18 protein-coding genes and 4 pseudogenes are annotated in these 25,586 nt (G+C 56.8%); 15 read left to right on the forward strand and 7 right to left on the reverse strand.

The genetic code is table 11. The features are described from left to right. The first annotated feature begins 36 nt into the window (after positions 1-36). Positions 37-1,602, forward strand: coding sequence for a carbohydrate porin (locus ACYZT7_RS13960; protein ID WP_462041465.1), 1,566 nt, complete (start codon positions 37-39; stop codon positions 1,600-1,602). A 209-nt stretch (positions 1,603-1,811) separates the two neighbouring features. Here the strand turns inward: ACYZT7_RS13960 and ACYZT7_RS13965 are convergent. Continuing rightward, positions 1,812-1,952: pseudogene (locus ACYZT7_RS13965) on the reverse strand (LysR family transcriptional regulator); the annotation flags it as partial. Positions 1,953-2,133: 181 nt separating this feature from the next. On the opposite strand from ACYZT7_RS13965, the gene ACYZT7_RS13970 reads away from it, so the two are divergent. Together ACYZT7_RS13970 and ACYZT7_RS13975 are read left to right on the forward strand one after the other, a co-directional pair. Then, positions 2,134-2,979, forward strand: coding sequence for an SDR family NAD(P)-dependent oxidoreductase (locus tag ACYZT7_RS13970; protein WP_462041466.1), 846 nt, complete (start codon positions 2,134-2,136; stop codon positions 2,977-2,979). Between the two features lies 1 nt (position 2,980). Beyond that, positions 2,981-3,361: pseudogene (locus ACYZT7_RS13975) on the forward strand (SMP-30/gluconolactonase/LRE family protein); the annotation flags it as partial. 80 nt (positions 3,362-3,441) lie between these two features. Here ACYZT7_RS13975 and ACYZT7_RS13980 read toward each other — a convergent pair. Then, positions 3,442-4,908: an efflux transporter outer membrane subunit gene (locus tag ACYZT7_RS13980; RefSeq protein ID WP_462041467.1), complete on the reverse strand. Its 1,467-nt coding sequence runs from the start codon at positions 4,906-4,908 to the stop codon at positions 3,442-3,444. An 87-nt stretch (positions 4,909-4,995) separates the two neighbouring features. Here ACYZT7_RS13980 and ACYZT7_RS13985 point away from each other — a divergent pair, with 87 nt between their 5' ends. From ACYZT7_RS13985 to ACYZT7_RS13995, 3 genes are all read left to right on the forward strand, one after another. Beyond that, positions 4,996-5,616, forward strand: coding sequence for a TetR/AcrR family transcriptional regulator (locus tag ACYZT7_RS13985; RefSeq protein ID WP_462041468.1), 621 nt, complete (start codon positions 4,996-4,998; stop codon positions 5,614-5,616). A 178-nt stretch (positions 5,617-5,794) separates the two neighbouring features. Further along, positions 5,795-6,916: an efflux RND transporter periplasmic adaptor subunit gene (locus tag ACYZT7_RS13990; RefSeq protein ID WP_462041469.1), complete on the forward strand. Its 1,122-nt coding sequence runs from the start codon at positions 5,795-5,797 to the stop codon at positions 6,914-6,916. Further along, a complete protein-coding gene (locus ACYZT7_RS13995; protein WP_462041470.1) occupies positions 6,913-9,999 on the forward strand; it encodes an efflux RND transporter permease subunit in 3,087 nt (1,028 codons plus the stop codon). The genes ACYZT7_RS13990 and ACYZT7_RS13995 overlap by 4 nt, the downstream gene beginning before the upstream one ends. 413 nt (positions 10,000-10,412) lie before the next feature. On the opposite strand, the gene ACYZT7_RS14000 is transcribed toward ACYZT7_RS13995, so the two are convergent. Beyond that, positions 10,413-11,546, reverse strand: a complete 1,134-nt coding sequence (locus ACYZT7_RS14000; RefSeq protein WP_462041471.1) for a lactonase family protein — start codon at positions 11,544-11,546, stop codon at positions 10,413-10,415. Between the two features lie 265 nt (positions 11,547-11,811). On the opposite strand from ACYZT7_RS14000, the gene ACYZT7_RS14005 reads away from it, so the two are divergent. After that, positions 11,812-13,113: an Nramp family divalent metal transporter gene (locus tag ACYZT7_RS14005; RefSeq protein ID WP_462041472.1), complete on the forward strand. Its 1,302-nt coding sequence runs from the start codon at positions 11,812-11,814 to the stop codon at positions 13,111-13,113. 45 nt (positions 13,114-13,158) lie between these two features. Here ACYZT7_RS14005 and ACYZT7_RS14010 read toward each other — a convergent pair. Further along, a pseudogene (locus tag ACYZT7_RS14010) lies at positions 13,159-13,419 on the reverse strand (NAD(P)-dependent oxidoreductase); the annotation flags it as partial. Here ACYZT7_RS14010 and ACYZT7_RS14015 point away from each other — a divergent pair. After that, positions 13,415-13,881 (forward strand): annotated as a pseudogene (locus tag ACYZT7_RS14015) (helix-turn-helix domain-containing protein). The pseudogenes ACYZT7_RS14010 and ACYZT7_RS14015 overlap by 5 nt on opposite strands. A gap of 235 nt (positions 13,882-14,116) precedes the next feature. Here ACYZT7_RS14015 and ACYZT7_RS14020 read toward each other — a convergent pair. The 3 genes from ACYZT7_RS14020 to ACYZT7_RS14030 all read right to left on the reverse strand — a co-directional run bounded on the left by ACYZT7_RS14020 (position 14,117) and on the right by ACYZT7_RS14030 (position 17,833). Further along, entirely contained in the window at positions 14,117-15,532 is a 1,416-nt protein-coding gene (locus ACYZT7_RS14020; protein WP_462041473.1) for an amino acid permease, read from the reverse strand. A 162-nt stretch (positions 15,533-15,694) separates the two neighbouring features. Further along, positions 15,695-16,747, reverse strand: a complete 1,053-nt coding sequence (locus ACYZT7_RS14025; RefSeq protein ID WP_462041474.1) for an ornithine cyclodeaminase — start codon at positions 16,745-16,747, stop codon at positions 15,695-15,697. Positions 16,748-16,798: 51 nt separating this feature from the next. Next, positions 16,799-17,833 carry a histone deacetylase family protein gene (locus ACYZT7_RS14030; protein WP_462041475.1) on the reverse strand — a complete coding sequence of 345 codons (1,035 nt, stop codon included), beginning with the start codon at positions 17,831-17,833 and terminating at the stop codon, positions 16,799-16,801. 118 nt (positions 17,834-17,951) lie between these two features. On the opposite strand from ACYZT7_RS14030, the gene ACYZT7_RS14035 reads away from it, so the two are divergent. The 7 genes from ACYZT7_RS14035 to ACYZT7_RS14065 all read left to right on the forward strand — a co-directional run bounded on the left by ACYZT7_RS14035 (position 17,952) and on the right by ACYZT7_RS14065 (position 25,586). Further along, entirely contained in the window at positions 17,952-18,452 is a 501-nt protein-coding gene (locus ACYZT7_RS14035) for an Lrp/AsnC family transcriptional regulator (RefSeq protein WP_462041476.1), read from the forward strand. Positions 18,453-18,701: 249 nt separating this feature from the next. Further along, a complete protein-coding gene (locus ACYZT7_RS14040) occupies positions 18,702-19,979 on the forward strand; it encodes a cystathionine gamma-synthase family protein (protein WP_462041477.1) in 1,278 nt (425 codons plus the stop codon). A 151-nt stretch (positions 19,980-20,130) separates the two neighbouring features. Further along, a complete protein-coding gene (locus ACYZT7_RS14045) occupies positions 20,131-21,561 on the forward strand; it encodes an amino acid permease (RefSeq protein ID WP_462041478.1) in 1,431 nt (476 codons plus the stop codon). A 60-nt stretch (positions 21,562-21,621) separates the two neighbouring features. Then, positions 21,622-22,512: a LysR substrate-binding domain-containing protein gene (locus ACYZT7_RS14050; RefSeq protein ID WP_462041479.1), complete on the forward strand. Its 891-nt coding sequence runs from the start codon at positions 21,622-21,624 to the stop codon at positions 22,510-22,512. A 16-nt stretch (positions 22,513-22,528) separates the two neighbouring features. Beyond that, positions 22,529-23,908 (forward strand): threonine synthase, encoded by a 1,380-nt coding sequence (thrC, locus tag ACYZT7_RS14055; protein ID WP_462041480.1) that lies wholly within the window; start codon positions 22,529-22,531, stop codon positions 23,906-23,908. Positions 23,909-23,930: 22 nt separating this feature from the next. Further along, positions 23,931-24,368 (forward strand): Lrp/AsnC family transcriptional regulator, encoded by a 438-nt coding sequence (locus ACYZT7_RS14060; protein ID WP_008073846.1) that lies wholly within the window; start codon positions 23,931-23,933, stop codon positions 24,366-24,368. Positions 24,369-24,542: 174 nt separating this feature from the next. Beyond that, positions 24,543-25,586, forward strand: a complete 1,044-nt coding sequence (locus ACYZT7_RS14065) for a homoserine dehydrogenase (RefSeq protein WP_462041481.1) — start codon at positions 24,543-24,545, stop codon at positions 25,584-25,586.

Raw genomic sequence — 25,586 nt, forward strand, 5'->3', positions numbered from 1 at the left:
GGAACAAAACAATAAAAACAAAACAGGGAAATCCACATGCAGAAAGCATCAAGCTGGCTACTCGCAGGCGTGCTTGGCACCTCGGCGGCGACCTCTCAGGCCGCGACTCTGGAAGAACGCTTGGCTTCGTTTGAAGCCCGTGCCAGCGCCGCGGAAAAGCGCGCAGCCGCAGCCGAACAGCAAACCCAGGCACTCGCCAGGGAATTGCAGCAGATCAAACTCGCCGCTCCCGCCTTGCACCCCGCCGCGTCCACTGCGACAGCCGCTGTGGGGCCCACTTTGGATACCCGGCTGGCAAAACTCGAAGCTCGTCAACAAAACATGGAGAAAGAGGGCAGTACCGGACACCTCACCGACGGGTTCAGCTTCAAGGGTTACGCTCGCTCCGGATTGCTGATCAACGATGGGTTGGGTGGTGGACGTGGCGGCCCTTATACAACCCCGGCCGGTTCAGTCGGTGGCGCCGTCGGGCGACTCGGCAATGAAGACGACACCTACATGCGCATCGACCTGTCGAAAGAGGCTTATGCGCAAAACGGCACCCATTCCAAATTCACGGTGTCCATCGCCGACGGTGTGGAGAGTTCCAATGACTGGACGGCCGATGAGAGCAACCTGAACGTACGTCAGGTCTTTACCGAGCTTGATCATCTCGCCGCCTTCAAGGGCAACTCCGCGTTCGAGAGCGCCACCCTGTGGGCAGGCAAGCGATTCGACAGGGACAATTTCGATATCCACTGGCTGGACTCGGATGTCGTCTTTCTGGCCGGCACCGGAGGTGGGATCTACGATGTACAGATGAACAAGAACTGGCGCTCGAATTACTCCTTGATCGGGCGTAACTACGGGGATTTCAGTGAGGGCGGTGTCAATGCCGATGTGGAAAGCTACATCCTGACCTCCAACCAGTTCTTCGACAGTGGTCAGTGGCAGTGGATGTTCAATGCCATAGGCTCAAAGAAAAACGACATCGGCACCCGCACCAATGAAGCGGGCTTGGCGCCCGCGGATTCCGGCTTGCACAGCATGCTGGCCAATCACCAGAAAGACTTTTTCGGCAGGGAAGGCTTCTTCAAAACGGCACTGCTCTATGGGCAAGGTCTGGGGGCAGAAGTCAAAAACATTGGCTCGGATGGCGAACTGATCGACGACGCCCGCGCTCTGCGGCTGGCGCTTTATGGCGAGACACCCCTTGCGCCTGGTTGGCGAGTCGGCCCCAGTTTGCTGGCCGAACAGAGCAAGGATCGATACGTCAAAGGTGATGACTATCGCTGGATGACACTGAACGTGCGTTTGGCCAATGAAATCAACAGCAATTTCGAGATGGCCTATGAGTTGAGCTGGCAAACCATGAACCTCGACCCCAAGGGTTATCTACAACGTAATGCGGTCGACGGCAACTTCTGGAAATTCACTATCGCCCCGACATTCAAACCCGACGTTGGAGACCTGCTCACACGCCCCGAATTGCGAGTGTTCGCCAGCCTCATGAACTGGTCTTCGGACCTGGACAGATACAGTTCCACAGACAACTTCGGCAAGTCGGACTTCAACGCCGGAGGTGTATGGCAGTACGGCATACAGATGGAAACCTGGTTTTGATATCCGCTTCATCTGCGACAGGTTTCGTGCTGTAACCAACCTTTGGCGTTTGTCGATCGTTCCGCTGCTCCACTTTACGTGCGTTGGCGCAGTAGTGTTGGTCGTGTTCAGCGTTGTCAGCCTGGCCGATCTTTAAACGGCGCTCTCCCTGGGGGTTTGGTTCAAGGACTACAACCTGGCGCTCTAGCGAACCTGTTCGGCCAGGGCGCCTTTACCCCGCGCTTGTTACGCGTGAACAGGCTGAAACCCAATTTGTCTTCCAAGCGATTGATGGCCTGACTCAGGGGTGGCTGGGCCATGTGCAGGCGAATCGCGGCATTGTGAAAATGCAATTCTTCAGCCACGGCGATGAACTACCTGAGCAGTCGGGTTTCGATCATTCTTCCGTTCCTTCATTTGAATTGATCAGTGCTGCGAGCTTGCTCCAGACATTGATTTGATATGAGCCTGGTATCAACTTCACCCCTCATTAGTATTAAACAAGCCACTTGTTCATTGTTAAGGTGAGGTGGCAATCAAGAGGGGAAATCAATGAACTTTAAAGGAAAGACTGCGATTGTAACGGGCGCTGGCCGAGGTCTGGGTTTCGTCTATGCACGGGAATTGGCAAGGCTGGGCGCCAATGTCGTGATCAGTGATATCGGCGCGGACAATATCGGCGATGGTGCAGATACATCCATTGCCTTCGATGCTGCACGGACGCTTCAGTCCGAGGGTTACAGCGTCGTCGGTCACCACGGTGACCTGGCTGACGAGCACGGTTGTCGGCAATTGATCGAGACGGCCATCGAGGCCTACGGCCAACTCGATATCGTGATTCACAACGCCGGTTGGGTCGGTTATCAATCGATTGAAGAGGCCGAGTTGTCCTTTATCGAGCGCGCGGTGGATATCAATATCTATACGCCCATCTGGTTGTGCAAGCATGCCTGGAAATACCTCCGGCAATCTGCGGCTGCGCGCGTGGTGCTGACCTCTTCGGATCGGGCGATGTATCAACAATATGCTCAGCCGGGCCTGGTGGCTTATGCGGCCGGCAAGATGGCGCAACTGGGCATCATGAACGCGCTGAGCATGGAAGGCGCGACCGATGGCATCCTGGTCAATGCGGTTTCGCCCGTCGCCAAAACCAGAATGTGGGGCGTGACCGGGGAGCCGGACAATCTGAAGCCGCAGTGGGTGGCTCCCGGTGTGATTTTCCTGGCCTCGGAGCTGTGTCAGGACACCGGCTACATTCTGCGAGCCAGTAATGGCCAATTCACTGCGACACGGTTTTCCGAGAATGAGGGCGTCGACTATCCCGTCGACCTAGGCCGGGTCAACGCATCCAGCGCCGAGCAAATTGCTCAATTGTGGGACCACATCAAGGAGTGTTGATATGCCTGCTCAGGAAGAGCCGCGTCTTTTTTCACCGTGTCAGTCTGATCTGGGCGAAAGCCCGGTTTGGGACGAAACCTGCAACGCTCTGTTGTTCGTGGATATTTCAGGAGGACAGATCAACGTCCTGGACGAACAGGCCAACCTTACGCGGCTTTACGAGTCGCCATCACAGATCGGTGCGTTGGCATTGACCAATGCCGGTAACCTGATTTTTACCCAGAATGCCGGCGTCGCCATTCTCAATCGCACCAGCCTGCGCGTGAGCCATAACTCGAAACCGGCCATTACGCTTTCGTCCTTTCGTTTCAATGACGGTGCTTGCGATCCTCAGGGACGCTTTATCACCGGATTGATGGACGAAGCCCACAGCAAAAATACCGGCAAACTGTATCGATATGACGCCGGGCTGAACGCCTCGGTGATGCTGGACCATATTTGCCTGGATGAGCACGTTCAAGCTCATTGTGCACTCGAGATAAAACGGCCATTTGAGTCTTCGCGCTGCCAACCACCACCCAACGCTTTGAATGTGGCCACTGCAGCGCGAGCCGATTCAGTTTGTGCTTGGGCTCTACCATCAGATGCCGCTAAAAGGTTTTCATCGGCGTCCAATACTTCTATCAGACTGACCACGCCTTTCTCATACGCGGTAAACGACGTCGCTCGTGCTTTTGCAAAAGCAGACTCGCCCTGGGCTAGCTTTTCGGATTGCTGCTCGCGGTTGATCAGTGCCGAAAAAGCGGTTTCGACATCCTCGCAGGCCCGTAGAACTGACTGGCGGTAAACGGCTATCGCTTCGGCTTCTTGACCCTTCGCCAAGTCAATTTGGGCGTTGATGCGGCCAAAATCGAATAGCCTCCAGCGTAGTCCCAGGACCGCCGAGGCCTGACTGGCACCGTTGCTGAAAAGATTCCCGCTGGATACCGATGTAGCGCTGCCAAGCAGCGCACCCACAGAAAACTTGGGGTAGTACTCGGAGATGGCTTCGCCGATGCGAGCATTCGATGCCGCCAGTCGGCGCTCAGCGACGATCAAATCTGGACGCCGACGCAGCAGATCGGCCGGAGAGCCTATGTCGGCGAGACTTGGCACATCAGGGATGCGTGCCGACTTAATCAATTGCGCGCTGTAAGTACCCGGCGGTTTGCCTAACAGGACATCCAGCGCATTCATCGCAGCTGCAAGGCCAGCCTGCAGTACCGGCACGGTTGCCTGTGCTTGATTCAGCGACCCTTGGGTCTGGTTCAACTGCAGTTCAGCAGCTATTCCTTTTGCATACAGGTGCTCGATGGTGGTGAGCAGTTGTTGTCGCGTGTCTACTTGTTTTCGGGCAATTTCCAGGCGTGCTTGCAGGCCACGGATGCTGATGTAAAGGTCTGCAGTCTGCGCTACCACCGCGAGGCGTGTGGCAACCGCTCCGGCTTGGGAGGCCTGATAATCGGCGAAGGCTGCCTCTTTGCCTCGGCGTAGTCCGCCAAATACGTCCAGTTCCCAACCTGCATTCAGATTCGCCTCATAGGCGCTACCGTAGCGATTATAGGATGGGTCTGAACTCAATACTTGGCCCAACGGTGTCTCCACGGACTGCCAGGCTCTGGCCGCCTGGCCATTGACTGTAGCCGATGGCAAAAGCGCTGCGTCAGCTGCCTCCAAACCCGCCTGAGCCTGCTCGATCCTTGCTGTTGCTTGAGCTAAATCGAGATTTTGTTCAAGTGCTCGATTGATCAGCTGACTGAGTACGGGGTCATTGAACGCGTTCCACCAAGCGGCGAGATCAGTTGGTGCTGCATCAACTTGGTGTGCTTTAGGTGTTTGCGCCAAAAAATGCTCAGGCAATTCCACATCGGGCTCTGAATAGTCAGGGCCCACTGCGCAACCCGCAACCATACCGAACCACAGCAAAACGGCAAAACGAGGAGGGTGCATGTGATACCTTCGGAATGATCGACTTGTGACGATATTACAATTTGGTCACAAGTTGTCAACCACCTTTAGGGTGCGTAAGCTGCTCGCATGAACCAGCCATCAGTTTCTTCGCCCAGCGCCCGTGGCCCAGCCGATCACGACATCCGAGACCAGATTGTCGCGGCGGCCAACGAACACTTCAGTCAATACGGTTACAGCAAGACAACCGTCTCCGACCTGGCCAAAGCCATCGGCTTTTCCAAGGCTTACATCTACAAGTTCTTCGATTCCAAGCAGGCGATTGGTGAGGCTATTTGTAGAAATTGTCTGTCGGAAATCGTTGCGGCTGTTGAGCAGGCCACCAATGTTGAGGGTCTCTCCCCGACTGAGCGCTTTCGGCGGTTGGTCAAAACCTTGATCGCCAAGGGTGTAGACCTGTTTTTTAACGACCGAAAACTTTATGACATCGCGGCGTTCGCCGCTTCGGAAAGCTGGCCCAGCTCACGAGTTTATGACGCGCGTATCAAGAGCTTCGTGCTGCAGATTGTGCGAGAGGGGCGGGAACTCGGTGAGTTTGAGCGCAAGACACCGTTGGACGAGACAGTGGAATCGATTCATCTCGCTCTACGGCCCTTCATCAATCCTTTGCTGTTGCAGTACAACCTCGATGTTGTTGAAGAGGCTCCTGGGCTCATTTCCAACCTGATTCTACGCGGCCTGATGCCTTAAAAGGCTTGGCTGATGGATCCGTTGCGCATCCGCAGCAGCATGCGTATCTAAATAATCAGATCTCAAATCGCTCTGTGTTGCCCTGATCATCAGGGCAACTTTCATTTGTCTGAATTGTGACCATTGACATAATTGGTCACTTGAATAAGCATGGTGCATCCGCTTCCAAGAGGTCTCTATGATCCAGCGCCGCCACATGTCATTCATTTTCATTGGCTTATTGCCGTTTGCCTTAGCCGCATGCAACGAGGCCATACCTTCAGATCCTCGCCTCCAAACGCCCTTGGTGCGCATCGCGGTGGTTCAACCCTCCGTGCCTGCCGATCGCGTATTCACCGGTATCGTCGCAGCTCGAGTTCAGAGCGATCTCGGATTTCGAGTTCCTGGCAAAGTGCTGGAACGTTTGGTGGACGCTGGGCAGAGCGTCAAGCGCGGGCAGCCACTCATGCGAATCGATGCTAATGATCTGGCGCTGACCGCGCGGGCGCAGCAGGAAGCGGTGCTGGCCGCCATGGCCCGATCCCGGCAGGCCTCCGATGATGAGCTTCGCTACCGTGATTTGGTGTCTGTTGGTGCTGTATCTGCTTCAGCTTACGCAGGGATCAAAGCGGCTGCCGACTCGGCGAAAGCGCAGCTTAACGCGGCCAAAGCCCAGGCTGATGTGGCGAGAAACTCTACCGGCTATTCGACCTTGCTGGCTGATGCTGACGGGGTTGTTGTGGACACCTTGGCAGAGCCGGGGCAGGTGATAGGCGCAGGTCAGGTAGTGGTCCGTGTTGCCCATTCCGGGCAGCGCGAGGCGGTGATCCAGTTGCCTGAAACGCTACGTCCTGCATTAGGGTCGTCGGCGACGGTTGAACTTTATGGGCAAAACCAACGTGCAGGCACCGCGCGTTTACGCCAGTTGTCCGATTCGGCTGACCGGCAAACCCGTACATTTGAGGCGCGCTATGTGTTGGAGGGCGCGCTTGCTGATGCCATCCTGGGTTCGACCATCTCAGTTGCTATAGACGGTACGCCAGTCGCCAATTCCAATGAATTACAAGTGCCTATCGCTGCCCTCTACGACGCGGGTAAAGGTCCTGGTGTCTGGGCCGTTGGGGGCGAGCCTGAGCAGGTGACGTGGCGCCCTGTCACGGTCCTCAGCCTAAGCAATGCAGAAACTGCTCGAGTTACGGGCAACCTCCAGATCGACGATCGTATCGTTGCGCTGGGGGCGCATCTGTTAAGTGAAGGGGAACGGGTCAGGTCTCAAATGGCAGTCAGCGCCCAAGCACCGGTGGCCGAGGTGCGCCGATGATCGGGTTCAATCTGTCCGCACTGGCGGTGCGTGAGCGTTCGATCACGCTGTTTTTGATCCTGCTGATTTCCGTAGGTGGGCTGTATGCCTTCTTCAAACTGGGGCGCGCGGAAGACCCTGCCTTCACCATCAAACAAATGACGGTGGTTACTGCTTGGCCTGGGGCGACTGCTCAGGAGATGCAGGACCAGGTGGTTGAAAAGCTGGAAAAGCGCATGCAGGAACTGCGTTGGTACGACCGGACCGAGACCTTTACCCGACCAGGCTTGGCTTTCACCACAGTTTATCTGCTCGACGGCACGCCGCCCTCCGCCGTCCCGGAGGAGTTTTACCAGGCACGCAAGAAAATCCTTGATGAGGAGAAGGGGTTGCCGTCCGGGGTGATCGGCCCGATGGTCAATGATGAGTATGCCGATGTCACTTTCGCTCTATATGCGCTAAAGGCCAAGGGCGAACCGCAACGCTTGCTGGTGCGCGAGGCCGAGGTCTTGCGCCAGCGTCTGCTGCATGTGGCGGGAGTGAAGAAGGTCAATATCATCGGTGAGCAGTCCGAGCGCATTTTTGTCGAATTTTCATACGAGCGTCTGGCGACACTGGGTGTTTCCGCACGAGATATCTTCAGTGCGATGAACGCGCAGAACATGATGACTCCGGCCGGTTCGGTTGAAGCGAAGGGCCCACAGGTTTTCATCCGACTGGATGGTGCGTTTGATGACTTGCAGAAGATTCGAGATACGCCGCTGGTAGTGCAGGGCAGAACCCTCAAATTATCCGATGTGGCTGAGGTCAAGCGTGGTTATGAGGATCCTTCTACGTTCTCGGTGCGCAACAACGGAGAGCCGGCATTGTTGCTCGGCGTAGTGATGCGCGATGGCTGGAACGGCCTTGATCTAGGTAAGGCGCTCGACGCCGAGACAACGTCGATCAATGAGCAAATGCCTTTAGGCATGACGCTGACCAAGGTCACCGATCAGGCGGTGAATATTGACGGGTCCGTCAACGAGTTCATGGTCAAATTTTTCGCGGCGCTAGGGGTGGTGTTGCTGGTGTGCTTCCTCAGCATGGGCTGGCGAGTCGGTATCGTCGTCGCTGCGGCGGTGCCGTTGACTCTGGCTGCGGTGTTCATTGTCATGGCCGCCACAGGTAAAGACTTTGACCGGATTACGCTGGGATCGTTGATTCTGGCGCTGGGGCTACTTGTGGACGATGCAATCATTGCCATTGAAATGATGGTGGTGAAGATTGAGGAGGGCTACGACCGAATCAAAGCCTCCGCCTATGCCTGGAGCCATACTGCTGCCCCCATGTTGTCCGGCACGCTGGTCACTGCCATTGGCTTTATGCCCAACGGTTTTGCCAAGTCCACAGCCGGTGAATACACCGCCAATATGTTCTGGATCGTCGGCATTGCGCTCATTACTTCCTGGGTGGTGGCAGTGGTGTTCACGCCTTACCTGGGCGTCAAACTGCTGCCGCAGATCAAGGTGCCTGAGGGGGGGCATGCAGCGATTTACGGTACACCGAATTACCTGCGTTTCAGGCGTCTGTTGGGGGCGGTTATTCGCCGTAAAGGCCTTGTAGCGATATCCGTCGTGGCCTTGTTCATTGTGGCGATTCTTGGCATGGGCTTGGTGAAGAAACAGTTCTTCCCTACATCAGACCGGCCTGAGGTACTGGTTGAGGTGCAGATGCCGTACGGGACGTCGATCGAGCAAACCGATTCGGCGGCGGCCAAGGTCGAGGCGTGGTTGGCAAAACAACCGGAGGCTCGGATAGTTACCGCCTACATAGGTCAGGGTGCGCCACGCTTCTATCTGGTGATAGCACCTGAGTTGCCCGATCCTTCGTTTGCAAAAATCGTCGTGCTGACGGCGAGCCAGGAAGAGCGCGAGGCGCTCAAAATCCGGCTCCGGCAAGCCGCGGCTGATGGTTTGGCGCCTGAAGCACGGGTGCGTGTAACACAGTTGGTGTTCGGTCCTTATTCGCCGTACCCGGTGGCCTTTCGAGTTATGGGCGCGGACCGGACAGTGTTGCGCGATATCGCCGCACAGGTGCGCAAGGTCATGGCTGCCAGTCCCATGATGAGAACCGTCAACACCGACATGGGCGAGCGCGCTCCGGCACTCCATCTCACACTGGATCAGGACCGTTTGCAGGCCTTTGGCTTGACCTCCACTGATGTTGCTCAGCAGCTGCAGTTCCTGTTGACCGGAGCGCCTGTCACCCAAGTGCGTGAAGACATCCGTTCGGTCCAGGTGGTCGCTCGCTCTGCGGGAAATACACGTCTGGATCCTTCAAAAATTGACGCCTTCACGCTGACTGGTGCTCAGGGTCAACGGGTATCGCTGTCTCAGGTTGGGACGGTGGATGCGCGCATGGAGGAGCCCATTCTGCGGCGCCGTGACCGTACGCCGACCATCACCGTACGCGGTGATGTGGCTGAAGGTCTTCAGCCACCAGATGTCTCCAGCGCCGTGATGAAGCAACTGCAACCGGTCATTGAGCAGTTGCCTGTGGGCTACCGGATTGAGTTGGCAGGCGCGATCGAGGAGTCGGGTAAAGCGAACAAGGCATTGCTGCCGTTGTTCCCGATCATGATCGCGCTGATGTTGCTGACCATCATTATTCAGGTGCGCTCGATGTCGGCGATGATCATGGTTTTCGCCACCGCGCCCCTGGGACTGATTGGTGTGGTGCCGATTCTTCTGCTGTTCCAACAGCCGTTCGGGATCAACGCCTTGGTGGGACTGATTGCGTTGTCAGGGATTCTGATGCGCAACGCGCTGATCCTTATCGGTCAGATTCATTCCAATGAGCAAGCCGGCCTGGCGCCTTATGACGCATTGGTCGAAGCCACTGTACAGCGGGCGCGGCCGGTGATCCTCACGGCGATGGCAGCGATGTTGGCGTTCATTCCGCTGACCCATTCGGTGTTCTGGGGCACGCTGGCGTACACGCTGATTGGCGGTACGTTTGCCGGCACAGTGCTGACATTGGTGTTCCTGCCAGCGATGTACTCCCTCTGGTTCAAGATCAGACCTGAGTCTGCAAGTGATGTGGTTGCGCGTACTCAATTCGCATGAGCAATGCGAGCCTGGACCGTTTCGAGACGCAAAGGAGAATATTTAGCCCAAGGCCGCGCCAAAGGCAAAGTCGTGATCAAGATCAAATATAAAACGGCAGTCCAGTATGGCTCTTGGTGGTTTTCGGTGTAACGCTTCAGGCGGGATTGCCGGGTAGGGACCATCCTGTATGAAGAGTGGACCTCCGCTGTCGGGCGAAAGCGAACCCACCGGATTGGCTACTCTCGACTGATTACTGCCCGCCGCACCCGGTAAATAGCGGATAAAAACCAGCAGTCGAATGTGCCCGGAGAAACCCACGGCGATTCACGGCAAACACCTTGCGCTACGTTTTATGGATGACCGCCAAACCATGGAGATCGGAATGAGCCAACTCCCGACCTCCATGCGTCGCGTCTTTTTCCGCCCGAAGATTACTCCGCCGACGTTTGCAGTACCTCAATCCATAACGCGCCTTTGCCCGACGCCGCTTCACCGACACGTTTCAAGGCGCCGTTGTTGCTGACCGAGTAAGTGCCGACTTTTTCGCTTTTCTCGCCCGTCACGAGCAACCAGCGCCCGTTGGGTGAAAAAGCGATATTGCGTGGCTGCTTCTCTTCCACCGGATAGTTTTCGAGAAAGCTCAAGCCGCCTGTTGAAGGGTCAACCGCGAATGCCGAAACCGAACTGCTGGTGCGCTCGGTCATCAACAGTAGCTTGCTATCGGGCGAGATCCGCAGGTCCGCCGCCCAGATACGTGGTGTGGGGTCGTCCTTCAAGTCGTTGTTACGTGCATCACGCACTTCGCCGTGGGCCAGTTTCAAACGCTCGGGAATACCATTGGCAACGGCAATCCAAGTCAATGCGCCGGTGCTGTCATTGATTGAAAACGCTGTGACCGTGCCGCTCATTTCACCGACCACGTACAGGTATTTGCCGTTCGGGGAAAAGGCCAGGTGCCGAGGCCCGGTATTGTCCGGGACACTGATGTAGCCGCTGCCAATGGGGGTGAGCACGCCGGTTTTGGCATCAAGGCGATATTGCAGCACCTGGTCCGCGCCAAGATTGCCCGCGTAGGCAAAACGGTTGCTCGGGTCGGTACGAACCGAATGTGCATGCGGGCCTGTCTTGTAGCTCAGGATGCTGGCCGAAGGCTGATAGGCCTTGTCGATGGCCTGAACGCTGACGGTGTCGGCACCGTAGGATGCACCGAGCAGATAGTGTCCTTTTCTATCGGTAGACAGGTAAGCCATGCTTTCTGCCAGTGACGCTTTGGACAGCGGAGTCAGATGTCCGCTCTTGGGATCTATGCGGTAGCCCAGCACCTGAAACGGCTTGACCCGCAAGGCGGCAAACAACACTTTGCCGTCAGGGGTGATGGCCATGGGGTTGACCTGATCACCGGCGTTGACCTGTTCAATCAGGCTCAGCGCGCCGTTGTTCTGGTCAAGGCGATACTGGGAAATCAGACCGTCTCCCGGGCTCGAGATATAGGCAAAAGTGGCGGCATTGGCTTGCAGGCTGAGGCCGTAGACAACGGCAGCGGCCATGAGGAGGGGTTTTCTCACAGGTGATTCTTTATTTTTATGGTTGTGGTAGGTCATCCTATGACTGTGCTTAAACGACATCAATTGCTGTTTTTCTCAGATTGGAAAGATACGTCGTGGCTCAGGCGCAGTGTTTGCGCGAACAGAGCCTGGTTCGATGCCATTCACACAACCGCTAGCTTGAAACATTTCTAAACATACTCGCTCAAAAATTGTTGTACGACGTCGTATCTATCATGTTCGACTGCGCTCGTTCTCACAAAAAAAATAAATGGAGAAAACCTCTATGACGAGCATTCCTACCGTCGAAGGCCAGGTTGCGGCGCCCGCACAAAATCGATTTTCCCGAATACTCAAACTGCTGGGCCCCGGAATCATCGCCGTACTGTCCTGGCTGGGCGCAGGAGACCTGATCACGTCGTCCGTGGCCGGTGCCAATTACGGTTACGCGATGATGTGGGTGCTGGCGGTCTCTCTGCTCTTGAGATACCTGATCGTAAACATCATCGCTCGCTTCCAGTTGTGCAATAACCAGGGCATGACCATCCTGCAAGGCTATGCGCAGCTGAATCCCTTTTTCGCCTGGTTCATGCTCGTCTACGCCCTGTTGATGGGGCACTTGATGAACGCCTACATGATCAAGGGGGCGGGTGAGTCGCTGGCGATGCTGTTGAAAATCGACCAGCCACTGCTGTGTTCACTGGCGGTGGTACTCGCTGTATGGATGCTGGTGGGGCGTAATATTTATTCGATGATCGAAGGCGTGATGAAGGTGTTGCTGGCGATCATGACCCTGGCCTGTATCGCCTTGGCCGTGATGTCCGGTCCTGATGTTGTCGGCATCGTCAAAGGCACTATTGGATTCAGTATCCCGCCGGATGAAGGCGTGCATGGCGCGCTGCTGGTGGCGGTATCGGTCATCGGCGCGGTTGCAGGCTCCATCGCCAACTTCGTACATCCGTATGTCATGCGCCAAAAGGGCTGGGTAGGGCCGCAGCACAAACGTGTTCAACGTAACGATTTGCTGTTTGCAGTGTTCGTCGGGATCGTCATCAACCTGGCCATCTGGATCGTCGGCGCGGAAATCCTGCGGCCCAACGGCATCGAGGTGAAGACCTTGGGCGATCTGGGCAAGGCGCTGGAAATTTTCTTCGGCCCGATTGGTTGGTATGTGTTCTTCATCGGCGTGTTCGCGACACTGTTTGCCAGCATTTCAGGCAAGACCACCGCGTTCCCGATGCTGATTACCGATGCCTTCCAGCACGTTCGTCCTGGACGTCGCGAAAAGTACGGCAAAGAGTTTCATCATGATCCGATGCACAAATGGTTCATGCTTTTTATCCTCGTGACGCCGTTGATCTGGTCGCTGCCAGGCATGCCGGATTTCGTGACCCTGACCATTGGTGTCAGCGCGTTGAACATCATTGGCTTGCCGGTCATTTCCCTGGGCCTGCTGATCATGTCCAACCAGAAGTCGCTGCTGGACAAGAAATATCGCAACAACCTGTTTGAAAACATTGCGCTGCTCTTTGCTACAGGCCTAGCGCTGTGGGTCGCCTTCCAGTTGGGCGTCGATCTGTTTACCTGACACCGAGCCACCGAGGGGACGCAACGTCCCCTCGGTGGCCAAGCTTCAGTCAGTCACGGAACCGTGCGGTATTCTCCCGGCGAAACTGTCCACCAGGCTCGCCACCACCATCTCTCCCATTCGCGTGCGGGTTTGCAGCGTCGCACTCGCACGATGGGGTTGCAGCACTACGTTCTCGTTGCCGAACAGTGCCTCGGGTACGTTCGGTTCATCGACAAACACATCTAGTGCCGCACCCGCGATCTCGCCAGCGGCAAGCGTTGCCACCAGATCGACCTCGTTGACCAGCTTGCCGCGCGCCATGTTGAAGGGACGGCGCGCGGAAACCAGCCCGCATCGCCATGAGTATTTCCAGATCCAGGTCAACCTCGGTGGCGATACTGTGCAGCACATCGGCAACGTCGAACGTCCGTTTCCGCGCAATACGCTAGCCTTCATCCTGCCGCATTTGCAGTGCGACCCGATGGATCTGGAGGAAGTCTCGATGCTCCTGGCCCCGGAGTTATCGCCGTTCCGCTTTCAGGAGCATCTGGATTTCATTCTGGGCGATGAGGACTCACTGAGCTGGTGCTCGAGCGCAGAATGCACGCGGCACGCAATTATTTGCTCAATGGGACACGACCGGTGGGGGAGGTGGCGAGATTGTGCGGTTTCGCTGACGAGGCTTATTTCTCCCGACGCTTTCGCCAGATACATGGCCAGCCACCCGGGCAATTCAGGCGTCAGCAACTCAATCCTGATACTCCGCAATTACCATCCAACACGTGATCGACAGCTATGGGTGATGTGGCGGTAGGTATCGAGGTCGATCCGGGCGCACCGAATTGTCGAGGTTGATTCGCCTCGGAAAACACCGACCAGATTTTCGCTTCTTTCTACACGACCAAGCCCACCGGATTGGGGGTGGGGTGATCGGCTGTGGGACGCAACGCAGCGCCCCACAAACGCCACGTTGCTCAAGCGCGTTTCACTGCATCGGAACCTGGAGGCGGCAGGTGAGCATTCAGCTGTACTGATTTGCCGAACCAGCAGCGGATTTTAGCTTCCTGGAATGGGTCAGCTGATAAGCAATTGCCAACCAAATGAACCACCCTGGCATGACCAGCAAGGCAATACGAGTGTCAGGTCTTAATGCCAGCAGGCAGAGAACAAATCCCAGGAACGCCAGGGAGAACCAGGCCATCGGCACGCCGCCAGGCATCTTGTAGGTCGATTGCGCATGCAGGTCGGGTCGGCTTTTGCGATAGGCAATGTACGACGCGAGGATGGTCGACCAAGTGAAAATCACCAGGATCGCCGACACGGTAGAGACGATGGTAAACGCTGTCATGACCTCCGGAACGATGAACAGCAGCAGTACACCCACCAGCATCAACAGTGTGGTAAACGCCAGGCTTAGCAGAGGCACGCTATTACCCGACAAACGCCGAAAAATCCCAGGCGCATTGTCGTGGCTGGCCAGTCCAAACAGCATGCGACTGGATGAAAATACGCCACTGTTGGCCGATGAGGCGGCAGACGTCAGCACCACAAAGTTAACGATACCTGCTGCTGCGGGAAACCCTGCAACCAGAAACAGTTCGACGAAAGGGCTTTTGTTGGGCGAAACCTGTTGCCAAGAAGTCACTGCAATAATGCAGGCCAGTGCCAGCACATAAAACAGGATGATTCTCAGCGGAATCGAGTTGATGGCTTTAGGCAGGGTCTTCTCGGGGGAACGGGTTTCGGCGGCTGCAGTACCGATCAGCTCAGTGCCGGCAAAGGAGAAGATTGCCATCTGGAATCCGGCAAAGAAACCAAACAGGCCGTTGGGGAAGGCTGCCTGTTTATCCAGCAGGTGGTTCAGGGATGCAGTAACGCCACTAGGTGATACAAAGGAGCTGGCAATCATCACCATGCTGACGCCAATCAGGGTGACGACGGCAATGATCTTGATGATCGCGAACCAGAACTCCACTTCACCGAAAAGTCTGACGGTCAGCACGTTTAGGGCGAACAGCGTCATCAGCATACCGATGGCCGGGATCCAGGCGGGTACATTGGGGAACCAGTACTGAAAGAATCCGCCGACCACGACGGCATCGCCCACCACCGCGACGCTCCAGCTCAGCCAGTACGACCAGCCGAGGAAGAATGCCGCTCGCGGGCCAAGGTAGGCACCGGCAAAATCCGCGAAGGTTTTGAAGTTCAAGTTGGACAGCAACAGTTCGCCCATGGCGCGCATGACGAAGTAGACGAACAGACCGATGATCATATAAATGAGGATGATCGACGTGCCTGAGAGAGCAATGATCTTCCCGGAACCCATGAACAGGCCTGTACCGATCGCGCCTCCCATGGCCATTAATTGAATGTGACGATTGCTGAGCGTGCGCTGCAGCGCGGGCTGTTCAACCCGCTCGGACGGAGTCGATTTCATTACAAAACCTCTTGATTTTATGTTTTTGAGTTTTGGCAGAAAGTGGGTGTCTAGCGTTCTTGTTAGAGATGCAACGGCTACTGACGGTGGTGGTTTGCGGGTGGCGGGGTTTCTCCTCCGCTAACCAGGTGCGCGGCCCATTGGCACTTGGTAAGGGGCCTATCAGCTAACGGTGCGCTGGCGCGAGAGAACTGCTGGTTGCTGCCCAAGCAGTTGGTAGAGATTTTTTATGTTGGCAGGCGTCGGCACCAGATGGATGCGCTCACCGATTGCATGCTTGCGCGCCAGGTCGTGCAGGTAGCGCAGTGACGAAAAGTCTTCCAGGGCAAAACCCACCGAATCGAAAACGGTGACCTGTGCGGCGTTCTCGCGGCCAGGGACTTCGCCCTGAACAATCCGGAAGAATTCGACGACGGGAAAGTCGGCCTCCAATTGTTGAATGTCGCCTTCAATCCGGGTTTGAGGTTCAAACTCAACGATGACCCGGGCATTGCGCAGGATCTCGGCGTGCAGTTCGGTTTTCCCCGGGCAGTCACCGCCGACGGCATTGATATGCATGCCGGGCTCGATCATCTCGGGCGTCAGAATCGTCGCATAGGCTTTGTCTGCGGTGACTGTGGTGACGATGTGCGCGCCCTTGACCGCCTCCTGTACCGAGTTGGCCAGAATCACCTCAATATCCGGGAACGCGGACAGGTTGTGCTTCAACTTGAGTGAAGCGTCGCGATCGATATCGAAAATGCGTAGTTCCTTGATGGACAGCATTTCGTGGAAGGCGAGGGCCTGAAATTCGCTCTGAGCGCCATTGCCGATGATTGCCATGATGCTTGCACCGGGTTGTGCCAGAGACTGCGCGACCAAGGCAGAGGTCGCGGCAGTGCGCACGGCTGTGGTCAGCGTCAGTTCACTGAGCAAGGTTGGATAGCCACTGTGCACATCGGCCAGGACTCCGAAGGCCATGACCGTCAGCAAATTCCTTTGCCCGTTGTCCGGGTGGCCATTCACGTATTTGAACGAGTACTGTTGGCCATCGTCGGTCGGCATCAACTCGATCACACCGTCGACCGAATGATTGGCGGTGCGGGGCGACTTATCAAACTGCGCCCAGCGTGAATAGTCAGCTTCGATGTACGCCGCCATTTCGCGGATAGCCCGGCGGATTCCCACCTTGGCGAACAGGCGTGCGGCATGATCGACGTCTATAAAAAGAGTCATGTTTTTATTCTCCGATTCAATAGTTGAAGCGCTGCGATTCAGGGGGATGACTCAGGCGCGTTTGCTCTCGTAGCCATGCAGCACGTTGACCGCATTGATCCCGATTTCATCGACCATGTAGCCGCCTTCCATCACAAACAGGGTGGGGCAGCCCACGCCCGCTATCAGCTCGCCGATGCCGATGAAGTCTTCGCTTTCCAGCAAGAAGTGGCTGATGGGGTCGTCCTTGAACGTGTCGACGCCCAGTGAAATAACCAGCACTTCAGGGGCAAATTGCTGGAGTTTCTTGCAGGCTTGGAGCAAGGCGTTGCGGTAGCTTTCCCAAGTGGTGTTCTTCGCCAGCGGATAGTTCAGGTTGTAACCTTCGCCGTGGCCAGCGCCGACTTCGTGGCTGTAGCCTGAGTAGTACGGATAGGACACCGTCGGTTCGCCGTGCAGCGAGACAAACATGACGTCACTGCGCCCGTAGAAAATGTTCTGGGTACCGTTGCCATGATGAAAGTCGACATCCAGTACCGCGACACGTTTGGCGCCTTGGGTAATGGCCTGCTGTGCGGCAATGGCTGCGTTGTTCAGATAGCAATAGCCGCCCATGTATTCACGCGCTGCGTGATGGCCGGGCGGACGGCATAGGGCAAAGGCGCTGTCGTGGCCTTCATCGATCAACGCCAGTCCGGTCAGCGCGATATCGGCACTGGTTTTTACCGCTTGCCATGTGGTGGCGGTAATGGGCGAGCCGGCGTCCATGGCGTAGAAACCCAGTTTGCCGTCGATGAAAGTCGGCACTTGCTCGTTGGCCAGATCACGCACCGGCCATACCAGCGGCAAGGCATCGTGGGCGCGTCCGGTTGCGCACCATTCAGACCAGGCGGTTTCCAGAAAGGCTACATAGCGCTCGCTGTGCGCGTTGACATAGCACGCCCTGTCAAATACTCGCGGTTCGATGACCTGGCCAAGCCCTACCTGTTTGACCCGATGATGGACGGTATCGGCCCGACTGGGCTGTTCGAAGGACGGCTTGAGCACGCCGTCTTTCAATTCGGTGCCGTGGTGCAAACGGTGGGAATCACTGAAAACTGTAAACATTGTGCGCATCCGTTGATGTGAGCAGTGCAAATATTCTGTTCCGGCTGGGAAGCACTTTCTTTGCTTTGTTTTCGTGGTTTACTAGATTAATCGGGAGTTTTTACTCAGGAATGGCGTAATGCAGAAAAAATCATCCAAACGCATCAGTCTCGACGACACCGACCTGGCGATTCTCGCGTTGCTGCAGGAGGACGCGAGTATTTCCAACGCCGAGCTCAGTGAGCGGCTGTCGTTAAGCCTTACGCCTTGCTGGCGGCGGCGTAAGAGAATGGAGGAGGCGGGCGTGATAAAGGGCTATCAGGCCAACCTTGATCGACGAATGCTGGGGCTGGATATCATGGCGTTCGTGCACATCCGTTTTTCCACCCACGCCGATCACGCTCCGGACGCCTTCGAGGCGGTGATTGCGCAACTGCCCGAAGTGTTGTCCTGTCACAAGATCACCGGGGATGCCGATTACGTGCTGCAAGTGCTGGCAGAGGATCTTGATAGCTACAGCGACTTTATCGAGCAGGTACTCAGGCGTCAGGTGGGTATTGCATCCATCCAGTCCAGTTTGTCGTTACGCGAGGTCAAGACCAGTAGCCGTATAGCGATACCCAAATCCAGCAGGGAGTAAAACGATTGAGGTAGTCCGGAGCCCCGACGATGACCCAGGCAACATTGGGCGACAGCCGCCGAACAATCATGTCCTCCTGAAAAACAGATCAGAAGGTGTAAACCTATTTCAGGACTAGACACAGCCATTAAAAAAAGCAGCCCTTTGGCACCGATAACATCGTTTCTCGGGCGCACCGCTTTTCAATATATTGGCCGCCAGATCTGGTGAATGACTCAACACTCACCACCCTCAGTGCGAGTAGTCTTAATGAACAATAAACCTGACAACGCAGGGCTTGATAACGCCGGAGCGGGGACCCGAGCGGTCTGGGGCGGGGAGCAAGTCAGGCACCCCTACAACGCCACTCAAACACCGATCGTGGTCAGCGCCGCTTACGGTTACGACGACATCGACGTCTGGTACGACGTTGCGTTGGGCAAGACGCCGGGCTTTATCTACAGCCGCATGAGCAACCCGACGGTCGAGACCCTCGAAGCAAAAATTCGCGAGTTGGAAATGGCCGAGTCCGCCGTGGCCTTCAGCAGCGGCATGGCGGCGATCAGCAGTGTACTTTTCACCTTCCTGGCCAATGGCGATCGTGTGGTGTCGACCAAGGACAGCTACGGTGGCACCAACAAGATTTTCGAAGAATTCCTGCCGCGCACGGGCGTTAAGGTGACCTTGTGCGAGACGTTCGATCACGAGGAGATCGAGCGTGAAATCGCCAAAGGCTGCCAGTTGGTGTACCTGGAGACGCCGACTAACCCGACCCTGAAAATACTCGATATCCAGCGTTTGGTAGCTGCAGCCAAGCGCGTCGGTGCCGTGGTGGTGGCGGACAACACCTTTGCCACGCCGCTGAATCAGAACCCCCTGGCGTTAGGGGTGGACGTGGTCATCCACAGCGCGACCAAGTTCCTCAGCGGTCATGGCGACGTGCTTGGCGGCCTGGTGTGCGGCAGCGAATCCTTGATGGACAAGGTTCGTCATTATCGGGAAATCAACGGTGCAACGCTCGACCCGTTCTCGGCCTACATGATCATCCGGGGCATGAAAACGCTGGTGCTGCGCATGCGTCAACAGCAACGCAGTGCCCGTGCCCTGGCGGAGTTCCTCTGCACGGAACCGTTGGTGGAGTCGGTCAATTATCCCGGCTTGCCCGGTCATCCGAACCACGCTGTGGCGTGCACGCAAATGTCCGGCTTCGGCGCCATCGTCAGTTTTGTTCTGGTTGGTGGGATGGACACGGTCAAGGTGCTCTTGCCACGTCTTCGATTCGCCCACTGCGCGGGCAATCTCGGTGCAGTGGAAACCATTTACGGCCCGGCCCGGACCACCAGCCATGTCGAGAACACGCTGGAGGAACGACTGGCTCTGGGTATCTCCGAAGGACTGGTGCGGGTCTCGGTCGGCATTGAAGACACTGACGATCTGCTCGACGATTTGAAGCAGGCGTTCGCTTTTGTCAGGTGTTCGCGCGATGAGCTGGTACAGGCAAACACACAGCACTCAAACAACAAAACGTGCATCGAGGCAGCAAGCTGAAGTTCTAACGTTAGTACCTCACGACAAGGCCGTTAGTGAGGCGTTCATGAAGTGGAATAATAATAAAACTTAGTGGCGACCTGTTTTTACTCTGCCCCGTAACTCATCGCAGAAGTTAATGCGCGCCCTAACAACTTTCATGAGAACAACCATGTCCATAAAAGAAGAACAACTCAACACACGTACCGGTTTTAAACAGGAAATGCAGACGCGCCATATTGTCATGTTGGCATTGGGTGGCGTCATTGGTACCGGGCTGTTTCTCACGTCCGGGTACACCGTTAACCAGGCCGGTCCGTTGGGTGCGGTCATCGCTTACATCATCGGCGCACTCATGGTTTACATGGTCATGATGTGCTTGGGCGAATTGGCGGTGCAGATGCCGGAAACGGGTTCGTTCAGCACCTACGCCACGCGTTTTCTCGGACCCGGCACCGGCTACACCGTGGCGTGGTTGTATTGGCTGACCTGGACTGTGGCAATCGGCTCTGAATTTACTGCCGCCGGGATTCTGATGGCGCGTTGGTTTCCGGATACACCGGTATGGATTTGGAGTGCGTTGTTCGCAGGCTTGGTGTTTCTGACCAACGTGATATCGGTGCGCTTGTTCGCTGAGACCGAATTCTGGTTGTCACTAGTCAAAGTGGTGACCGTGGTGGTGTTTCTGCTAATCGGTGGTGGCGCGATTCTCGGCCTGCTGCATATCGATCAGGCTCACAGTATCGGGCTGAGCAACTTCACTCGCGAGGGGCTTTTCCCTACCGGTTTCATGCCGATTGTCATGACGTTACTGGCGGTCTCCTTTGCGTTCTCCGGCACTGAACTGATCGGCATCGCCGCGGGTGAAACCAAGGACCCCCAGCGCAATGTGCCGCGTGCCATTCGCACTACAGTGCTACGCCTGGCAATCTTTTTCGTGGGGACCATTTTCGTCCTGGCGACCTTGTTACCCCGTGAACAGGCCGGGCTCGTAGAGAGTCCATTCGTCACCGTGTTCACCTACATCGGTATTCCGTACTCCGCAGATATCATGAACTTCGTGATCATCAGTGCCTTGTTGTCGGCCGCCAACTCCGGTTTGTACGCTGCTTCACGGATGCTCTGGACCCTGAGTGACCAGGGCCATCTGCCCAAGCAGTTCTCGGCCTTGACCCGCATGGGCACACCACTCAACGCCATTATTGTCAGCATGGCCGGTGGTGCCGCCTCGTTGCTCAGCAGCGTGTTTGCCGCCGACACCATCTATCTGGCGCTGGTGTCGATCTCCGGTTTGGCAGTGGTGGTGGTGTGGATGAGCATCGCCGCGAGCCAGATTGCTTTCCGCCGTCACTATGTGGCCAATGGAGGCGATGTCCGCGACCTTAAATTCCGCGTCCGGGGGTATCCGTGGGTGCCGCTGGGAGCGCTGGTCTGCTGCAGCCTGGCGTGCGTCGGGATTGCTTTCGACCCCGAACAGCGGGTGGCTCTGTACTTCGGTTTGCCATTCATCGCTTGGTGCTATTTCGTGTATTACATTACCCGCAAAAGCCGCGAGCGACGCTTGTCGGTTACCCCCTTGGCACAACCGTCCGATGCGTTCTAGGCACTGTCGACGGGGTGGGCAAGCGTGCTCGGTGGAGGGGGCGTCATTGAGGTTCAGACCATGAAGCAAAAGACGTTACCCCCATTGAACTGGTTGCGGGCATTCGAGGTGTCCGCCCGTTGCCTGAACTTCACTCACGCTGCTGAAGAACTGTTTTTGACCCAGGGTGCGGTAAGCCAGCAGATCCGCCAATTGGAAAGCCATCTGGGGGTGGCGCTGTTCAAGCGTTTGCCCCGTGGCCTGGGGCTGACCGAGGAAGGTCAGGCCTATCTGCCGGTCGTGCAGGATGCAATCACTCGACTGGCGGTGGGGACCAACGAGATTTTTGGCCAGCACAAACGCCGGCCGATCAAGGTGCGCGGCAGCCTGGCGTTTTTCGTGCACTGGCTGGCGCCCAAGCTGGTGGATTTTCGCCAGGCCCATCCACAGGTCGACATCCGCTACATCAGCAACATTTGGGTTAAAGAACTAGATGGTGAGGACGACATGGAAATTCGCTGGGGCCATGGTCAATGGCCCGGCCTGGTGTCGCAGCGCCTGACCTGGGACACCTTGTTTCCGGTCTGCTCGCCAACCCTGATGGCGAGCTCGCCGCTGACGGTGCCGGCGGACGTGGCGAACCATTCGTTGTTGCATGTCCTGGGTTACGAAGAGGGTTGGGGTTACTGGTTGAACATGGTCGGTGCGGATACCGTCGATTCGTCGACCGGCATGCAGTTCGACACACTGATTTCCACCTTGCGCATGGCCGAGTTGGGACAGGGGATTGCCCTGGCCCGGTCCTCAATGGTTGAAGAGATGCTTCAGGACGGGCGACTGGTCGAGCCCTTCGCCCAGCGCATCGAAGCCAGCGAGTCGTTTTACCTCGTACGCGGTTCCGGGGCCGACCAGCACCCCGACGCGGTCATGTTTTCCACCTGGCTGGTCGAGCAGGCACATCGTTTCAAATGAATGGGCGGAGCCAACCATGCGCTATGTAAGTACCCGAAATTCGGCCGTGCAGGTCAATTTCGAAAAGGTCGTGTTGTCTGGAATTGCCGAGGACGGTGGGCTGTTCGTACCGCTTGAACTACCGCTGTTTGAGCCACGGGACATTGCCAACTGGTCGACCTTGCCCTATGACGAATTGGCCTATCGGGTGATCAGTCCGTTTGTTGGTGAGGCGATCTCTGAGGCAGACCTCAAGCGTGTGCTGAAGGAGGCTGGTAGCGACTTCAGCCATCGGTCCCTGGCACCTTTGCATCAGGTGGATCGCAACGAATGGGTGCTGGAACTGTTCCATGGACCGACCCGCTCCTCGAAGGATTTTGCCGCTCAGTTGCAGGCACGGCTGGTGCAATACTTTCTGCGCAAACGCGGGCGCCGCGCGGTGGTGCTCGGTGCCACCAACGGCGATACCGGACTCGCCGCCATCGAGGCATTCAAGCACTGCGACGAAACGGACGTGGTGGTGTTTTACCCGGAGGCAGGTGTACCGCAAGACCAACTCCAGCATCTGCGAGCGGTGGCGCATCCCAAGGTTCATCAGTTCGCAGTGAATGGCAGCTTCGACGAGTGCCAGACCATCGTCACCCGGCTGTTCCGGCAGTGGCCGTGCATGCAGCACGAGGCGATCAGTTTCAACTCCAGCAACTGGGTCAGTGTGTTGGCACAACTGGTGTTTTATTTCCATGCCGTGCTGCAACTGGGGGGCGGTCAGCGTCCGATCGGTTTCAGCGTGCCAGCCGCGAGTTTTGCCGAGGTCTATGCCGGCTACATCGCGCAGAAAATGGGGTTGCCGATCATCCAGATGATCGTTGCGACCAATCAGAATGACGCGTTGCATCAGTTGTTTCTGAAGAACCACTACTCCAGGTCGCGAGCCAACAAGACCTTGTCGCCGGCCATGGACCTGTCGATCTTTTCTAACCTGGAACGTTTTCTCTGGGAGCTCTACGGGCATGACGATCAGGCCGTGAGCGCGCTGATGGCAGCGTTCGAATCCAGCGGCGAGATGACCATCGCCAACGAGTTCTGGTTGCAGGCGCGGATGATCATCGACTCTTACGCGGTCAGTGATGAGGAGACGCTGAAGGAAATCACCTCGCTGTATCGCGACACCGGTTACGTCATCGACCCGCATACCGCCACCGGAGTCCTCGCGGCCAGGTTGTATCGCCGAAGCCTGGTGGCGCCGATGGTTACCCTGGGGGAAATCTCGCCGGCCAAATCGGCGGTGCTGCTCGGCGAGCTGGGGATCAGCACGCCGGCGCAACACGGTCCGGTCGCGGAGCAAGGGCCGGCGCAGCTTTACCGGATTCAACCGGACGACCTCGACACGATCCATCAGCTACTCGGCGCGCTGTGAAGGCGCAGCAACAGGAGGCCAAGTGAAGCGAATTCTGGACCCTCTCGATGAACACATCATCGCGGAACTGCGGCTCAATGCCCGGGCTGCCCACGCCGAGCTGGCGGCGAAGGTCAACCTGTCGCGCAATGCCGTGCGTCAGCGCATTGAACGGCTTGAGCGCGACGGTGCAATACAGGGTTATACGGTACGCACGGGGGAGGGACGACAAGCTTCTTCGAACATCAATGCGGTGATTTTCGTCTACCGCTACGACCGCATGCGCGGCGCGGAAGTGCTGCAGGCCCTGCGGGCAATACCGGAAGTCATTCAGTGCGATGTGATGAGTGGCGAGTTCGATCTGATGCTGCGGGTTGGCGCTGCCAGTCCGGAGCGGGTGCATAAGGTCTGGAATGAAATCTCCGCGTTGCCCGGGGTGGAAAATACCGTGACTTCGTTCGTGCTGTCGTCCGTCGTCTAACCCCTTTAACGTTCTGAAAAAAGCCAACCTGTGTTGGCTTTTTTTATGCGTGGCGTTTTGCCCGGGTGCTGGTCAAAACGCCCACAAAATAGAGCAAATTGGCCTATTTCACTGCCCTTGTCGCGCCCCTAACCTAGAGCCCAACAACCCATCACCCGGAAAAAGGGCATAAAAATGACTGAATACAAACTGGCGCTGGTCGGCTTCGGCGGTGTGAACCGGGCATTGGCTCAGCTGATTGCCGAACGTAACGAAAACTGGAAAACCGAACTGGGTTTTACCCTGAAAATCGTTGGCGTGACCGACCTGTATCTCGGTTCGGTGATTGGCCGCGAAGGGCTGGACGCCGCGTTGCTGGCCAAGCTGCCGGCAGTCAAAGGTGCATTGGCGCAGTTGCCGGGTGGCGAAGCAGATGCCCTCAACGAAGCAGTGATCAAGGACTCCGGCGCAGACATCATTGTCGAAGCCACCTTCACCAACCCGGTGGACGGTGAGCCGGCCACCTCGTTCTGTCGCTGGGCGCTAGAACGCGGCAAGTATGTAGTCACCACTAACAAGGGACCCATTGCCTTGCACGGCGCCGAGCTGAAAGCACTGGCCCGACGCAATAACGTCGCCTTTGAATACGAAGGTTCGGTGATGAGTGGCACGCCGGTTATTCGCGTAGCCAAGCAGTCGTTGGCAGGCAGTCAGATAGTCGGTTTCGAGGGGATTCTCAACGGCACGTCCAACTTCGTTCTTACCTGTATGGAAGGTGGATTGGGGTTTGCCGAAGCGGTCAGCAAAGCACAGGACTTGGGGTACGCCGAAGCCGACCCGACAGCGGATATCGAGGGGCATGACGTGCGCCTCAAAGTAGTGATCCTGGCCAACGAACTGCTGGACGCCAAGCTGAAGGTCAGCGATGTAACTTGCAGCGGTATTTCCTCACTCGACCTTGGCGACATTGAAAAAGCCCGGCAGGACGGGGCTCGCTGGAAGCTGATCGGCGCAGCCATGCGTCATGCCGATGGGGCGATCAGTGCGAGTGTCGAACCGCGGCTGTTGAAACACGATCATCCGCTGGCCGGTATTTCCGGCGCCACCAATGCCGTGTCGTTTACTTCCGTATTGCTCGGTACGGTGACGGTTTCGGGGCCGGGGGCCGGGCGCATGGAAACAGCGTTTGCGCTGCTGTCTGACATCATCAGCATCCACCAGTCTGTTGCGCGCAACTAG

The sequence above is a fragment of the Pseudomonas sp. RT4P38 genome (assembly GCF_054897765.1).

Bases quoted from the DNA above. Each gene is read 5' to 3' on its own strand.
- ACYZT7_RS13960 (WP_462041465.1), top strand. From the start codon at position 37: ATGCAGAAAGCATCAAGCTGGCTACTCGCAGGCGTGCTTGGCACCTCG.
- ACYZT7_RS13970 (WP_462041466.1), top strand. From the start codon at position 2,134: ATGAACTTTAAAGGAAAGACTGCGATTGTAACGGGCGCTGGCCGAGGT.
- ACYZT7_RS13980 (WP_462041467.1), bottom strand. From the start codon at position 4,908: ATGCACCCTCCTCGTTTTGCCGTTTTGCTGTGGTTCGGTATGGTTGCG.
- ACYZT7_RS13985 (WP_462041468.1), top strand. From the start codon at position 4,996: ATGAACCAGCCATCAGTTTCTTCGCCCAGCGCCCGTGGCCCAGCCGAT.
- ACYZT7_RS13990 (WP_462041469.1), top strand. From the start codon at position 5,795: ATGATCCAGCGCCGCCACATGTCATTCATTTTCATTGGCTTATTGCCG.
- ACYZT7_RS13995 (WP_462041470.1), top strand. From the start codon at position 6,913: ATGATCGGGTTCAATCTGTCCGCACTGGCGGTGCGTGAGCGTTCGATC.
- ACYZT7_RS14005 (WP_462041472.1), top strand. From the start codon at position 11,812: ATGACGAGCATTCCTACCGTCGAAGGCCAGGTTGCGGCGCCCGCACAA.
- ACYZT7_RS14020 (WP_462041473.1), bottom strand. From the start codon at position 15,532: ATGAAATCGACTCCGTCCGAGCGGGTTGAACAGCCCGCGCTGCAGCGC.
- ACYZT7_RS14025 (WP_462041474.1), bottom strand. From the start codon at position 16,747: ATGACTCTTTTTATAGACGTCGATCATGCCGCACGCCTGTTCGCCAAG.
- ACYZT7_RS14030 (WP_462041475.1), bottom strand. From the start codon at position 17,833: ATGTTTACAGTTTTCAGTGATTCCCACCGTTTGCACCACGGCACCGAA.
- ACYZT7_RS14035 (WP_462041476.1), top strand. From the start codon at position 17,952: ATGCAGAAAAAATCATCCAAACGCATCAGTCTCGACGACACCGACCTG.
- ACYZT7_RS14040 (WP_462041477.1), top strand. From the start codon at position 18,702: ATGAACAATAAACCTGACAACGCAGGGCTTGATAACGCCGGAGCGGGG.
- ACYZT7_RS14045 (WP_462041478.1), top strand. From the start codon at position 20,131: ATGTCCATAAAAGAAGAACAACTCAACACACGTACCGGTTTTAAACAG.
- ACYZT7_RS14050 (WP_462041479.1), top strand. From the start codon at position 21,622: ATGAAGCAAAAGACGTTACCCCCATTGAACTGGTTGCGGGCATTCGAG.
- thrC (WP_462041480.1), top strand. From the start codon at position 22,529: ATGCGCTATGTAAGTACCCGAAATTCGGCCGTGCAGGTCAATTTCGAA.
- ACYZT7_RS14065 (WP_462041481.1), top strand. From the start codon at position 24,543: ATGACTGAATACAAACTGGCGCTGGTCGGCTTCGGCGGTGTGAACCGG.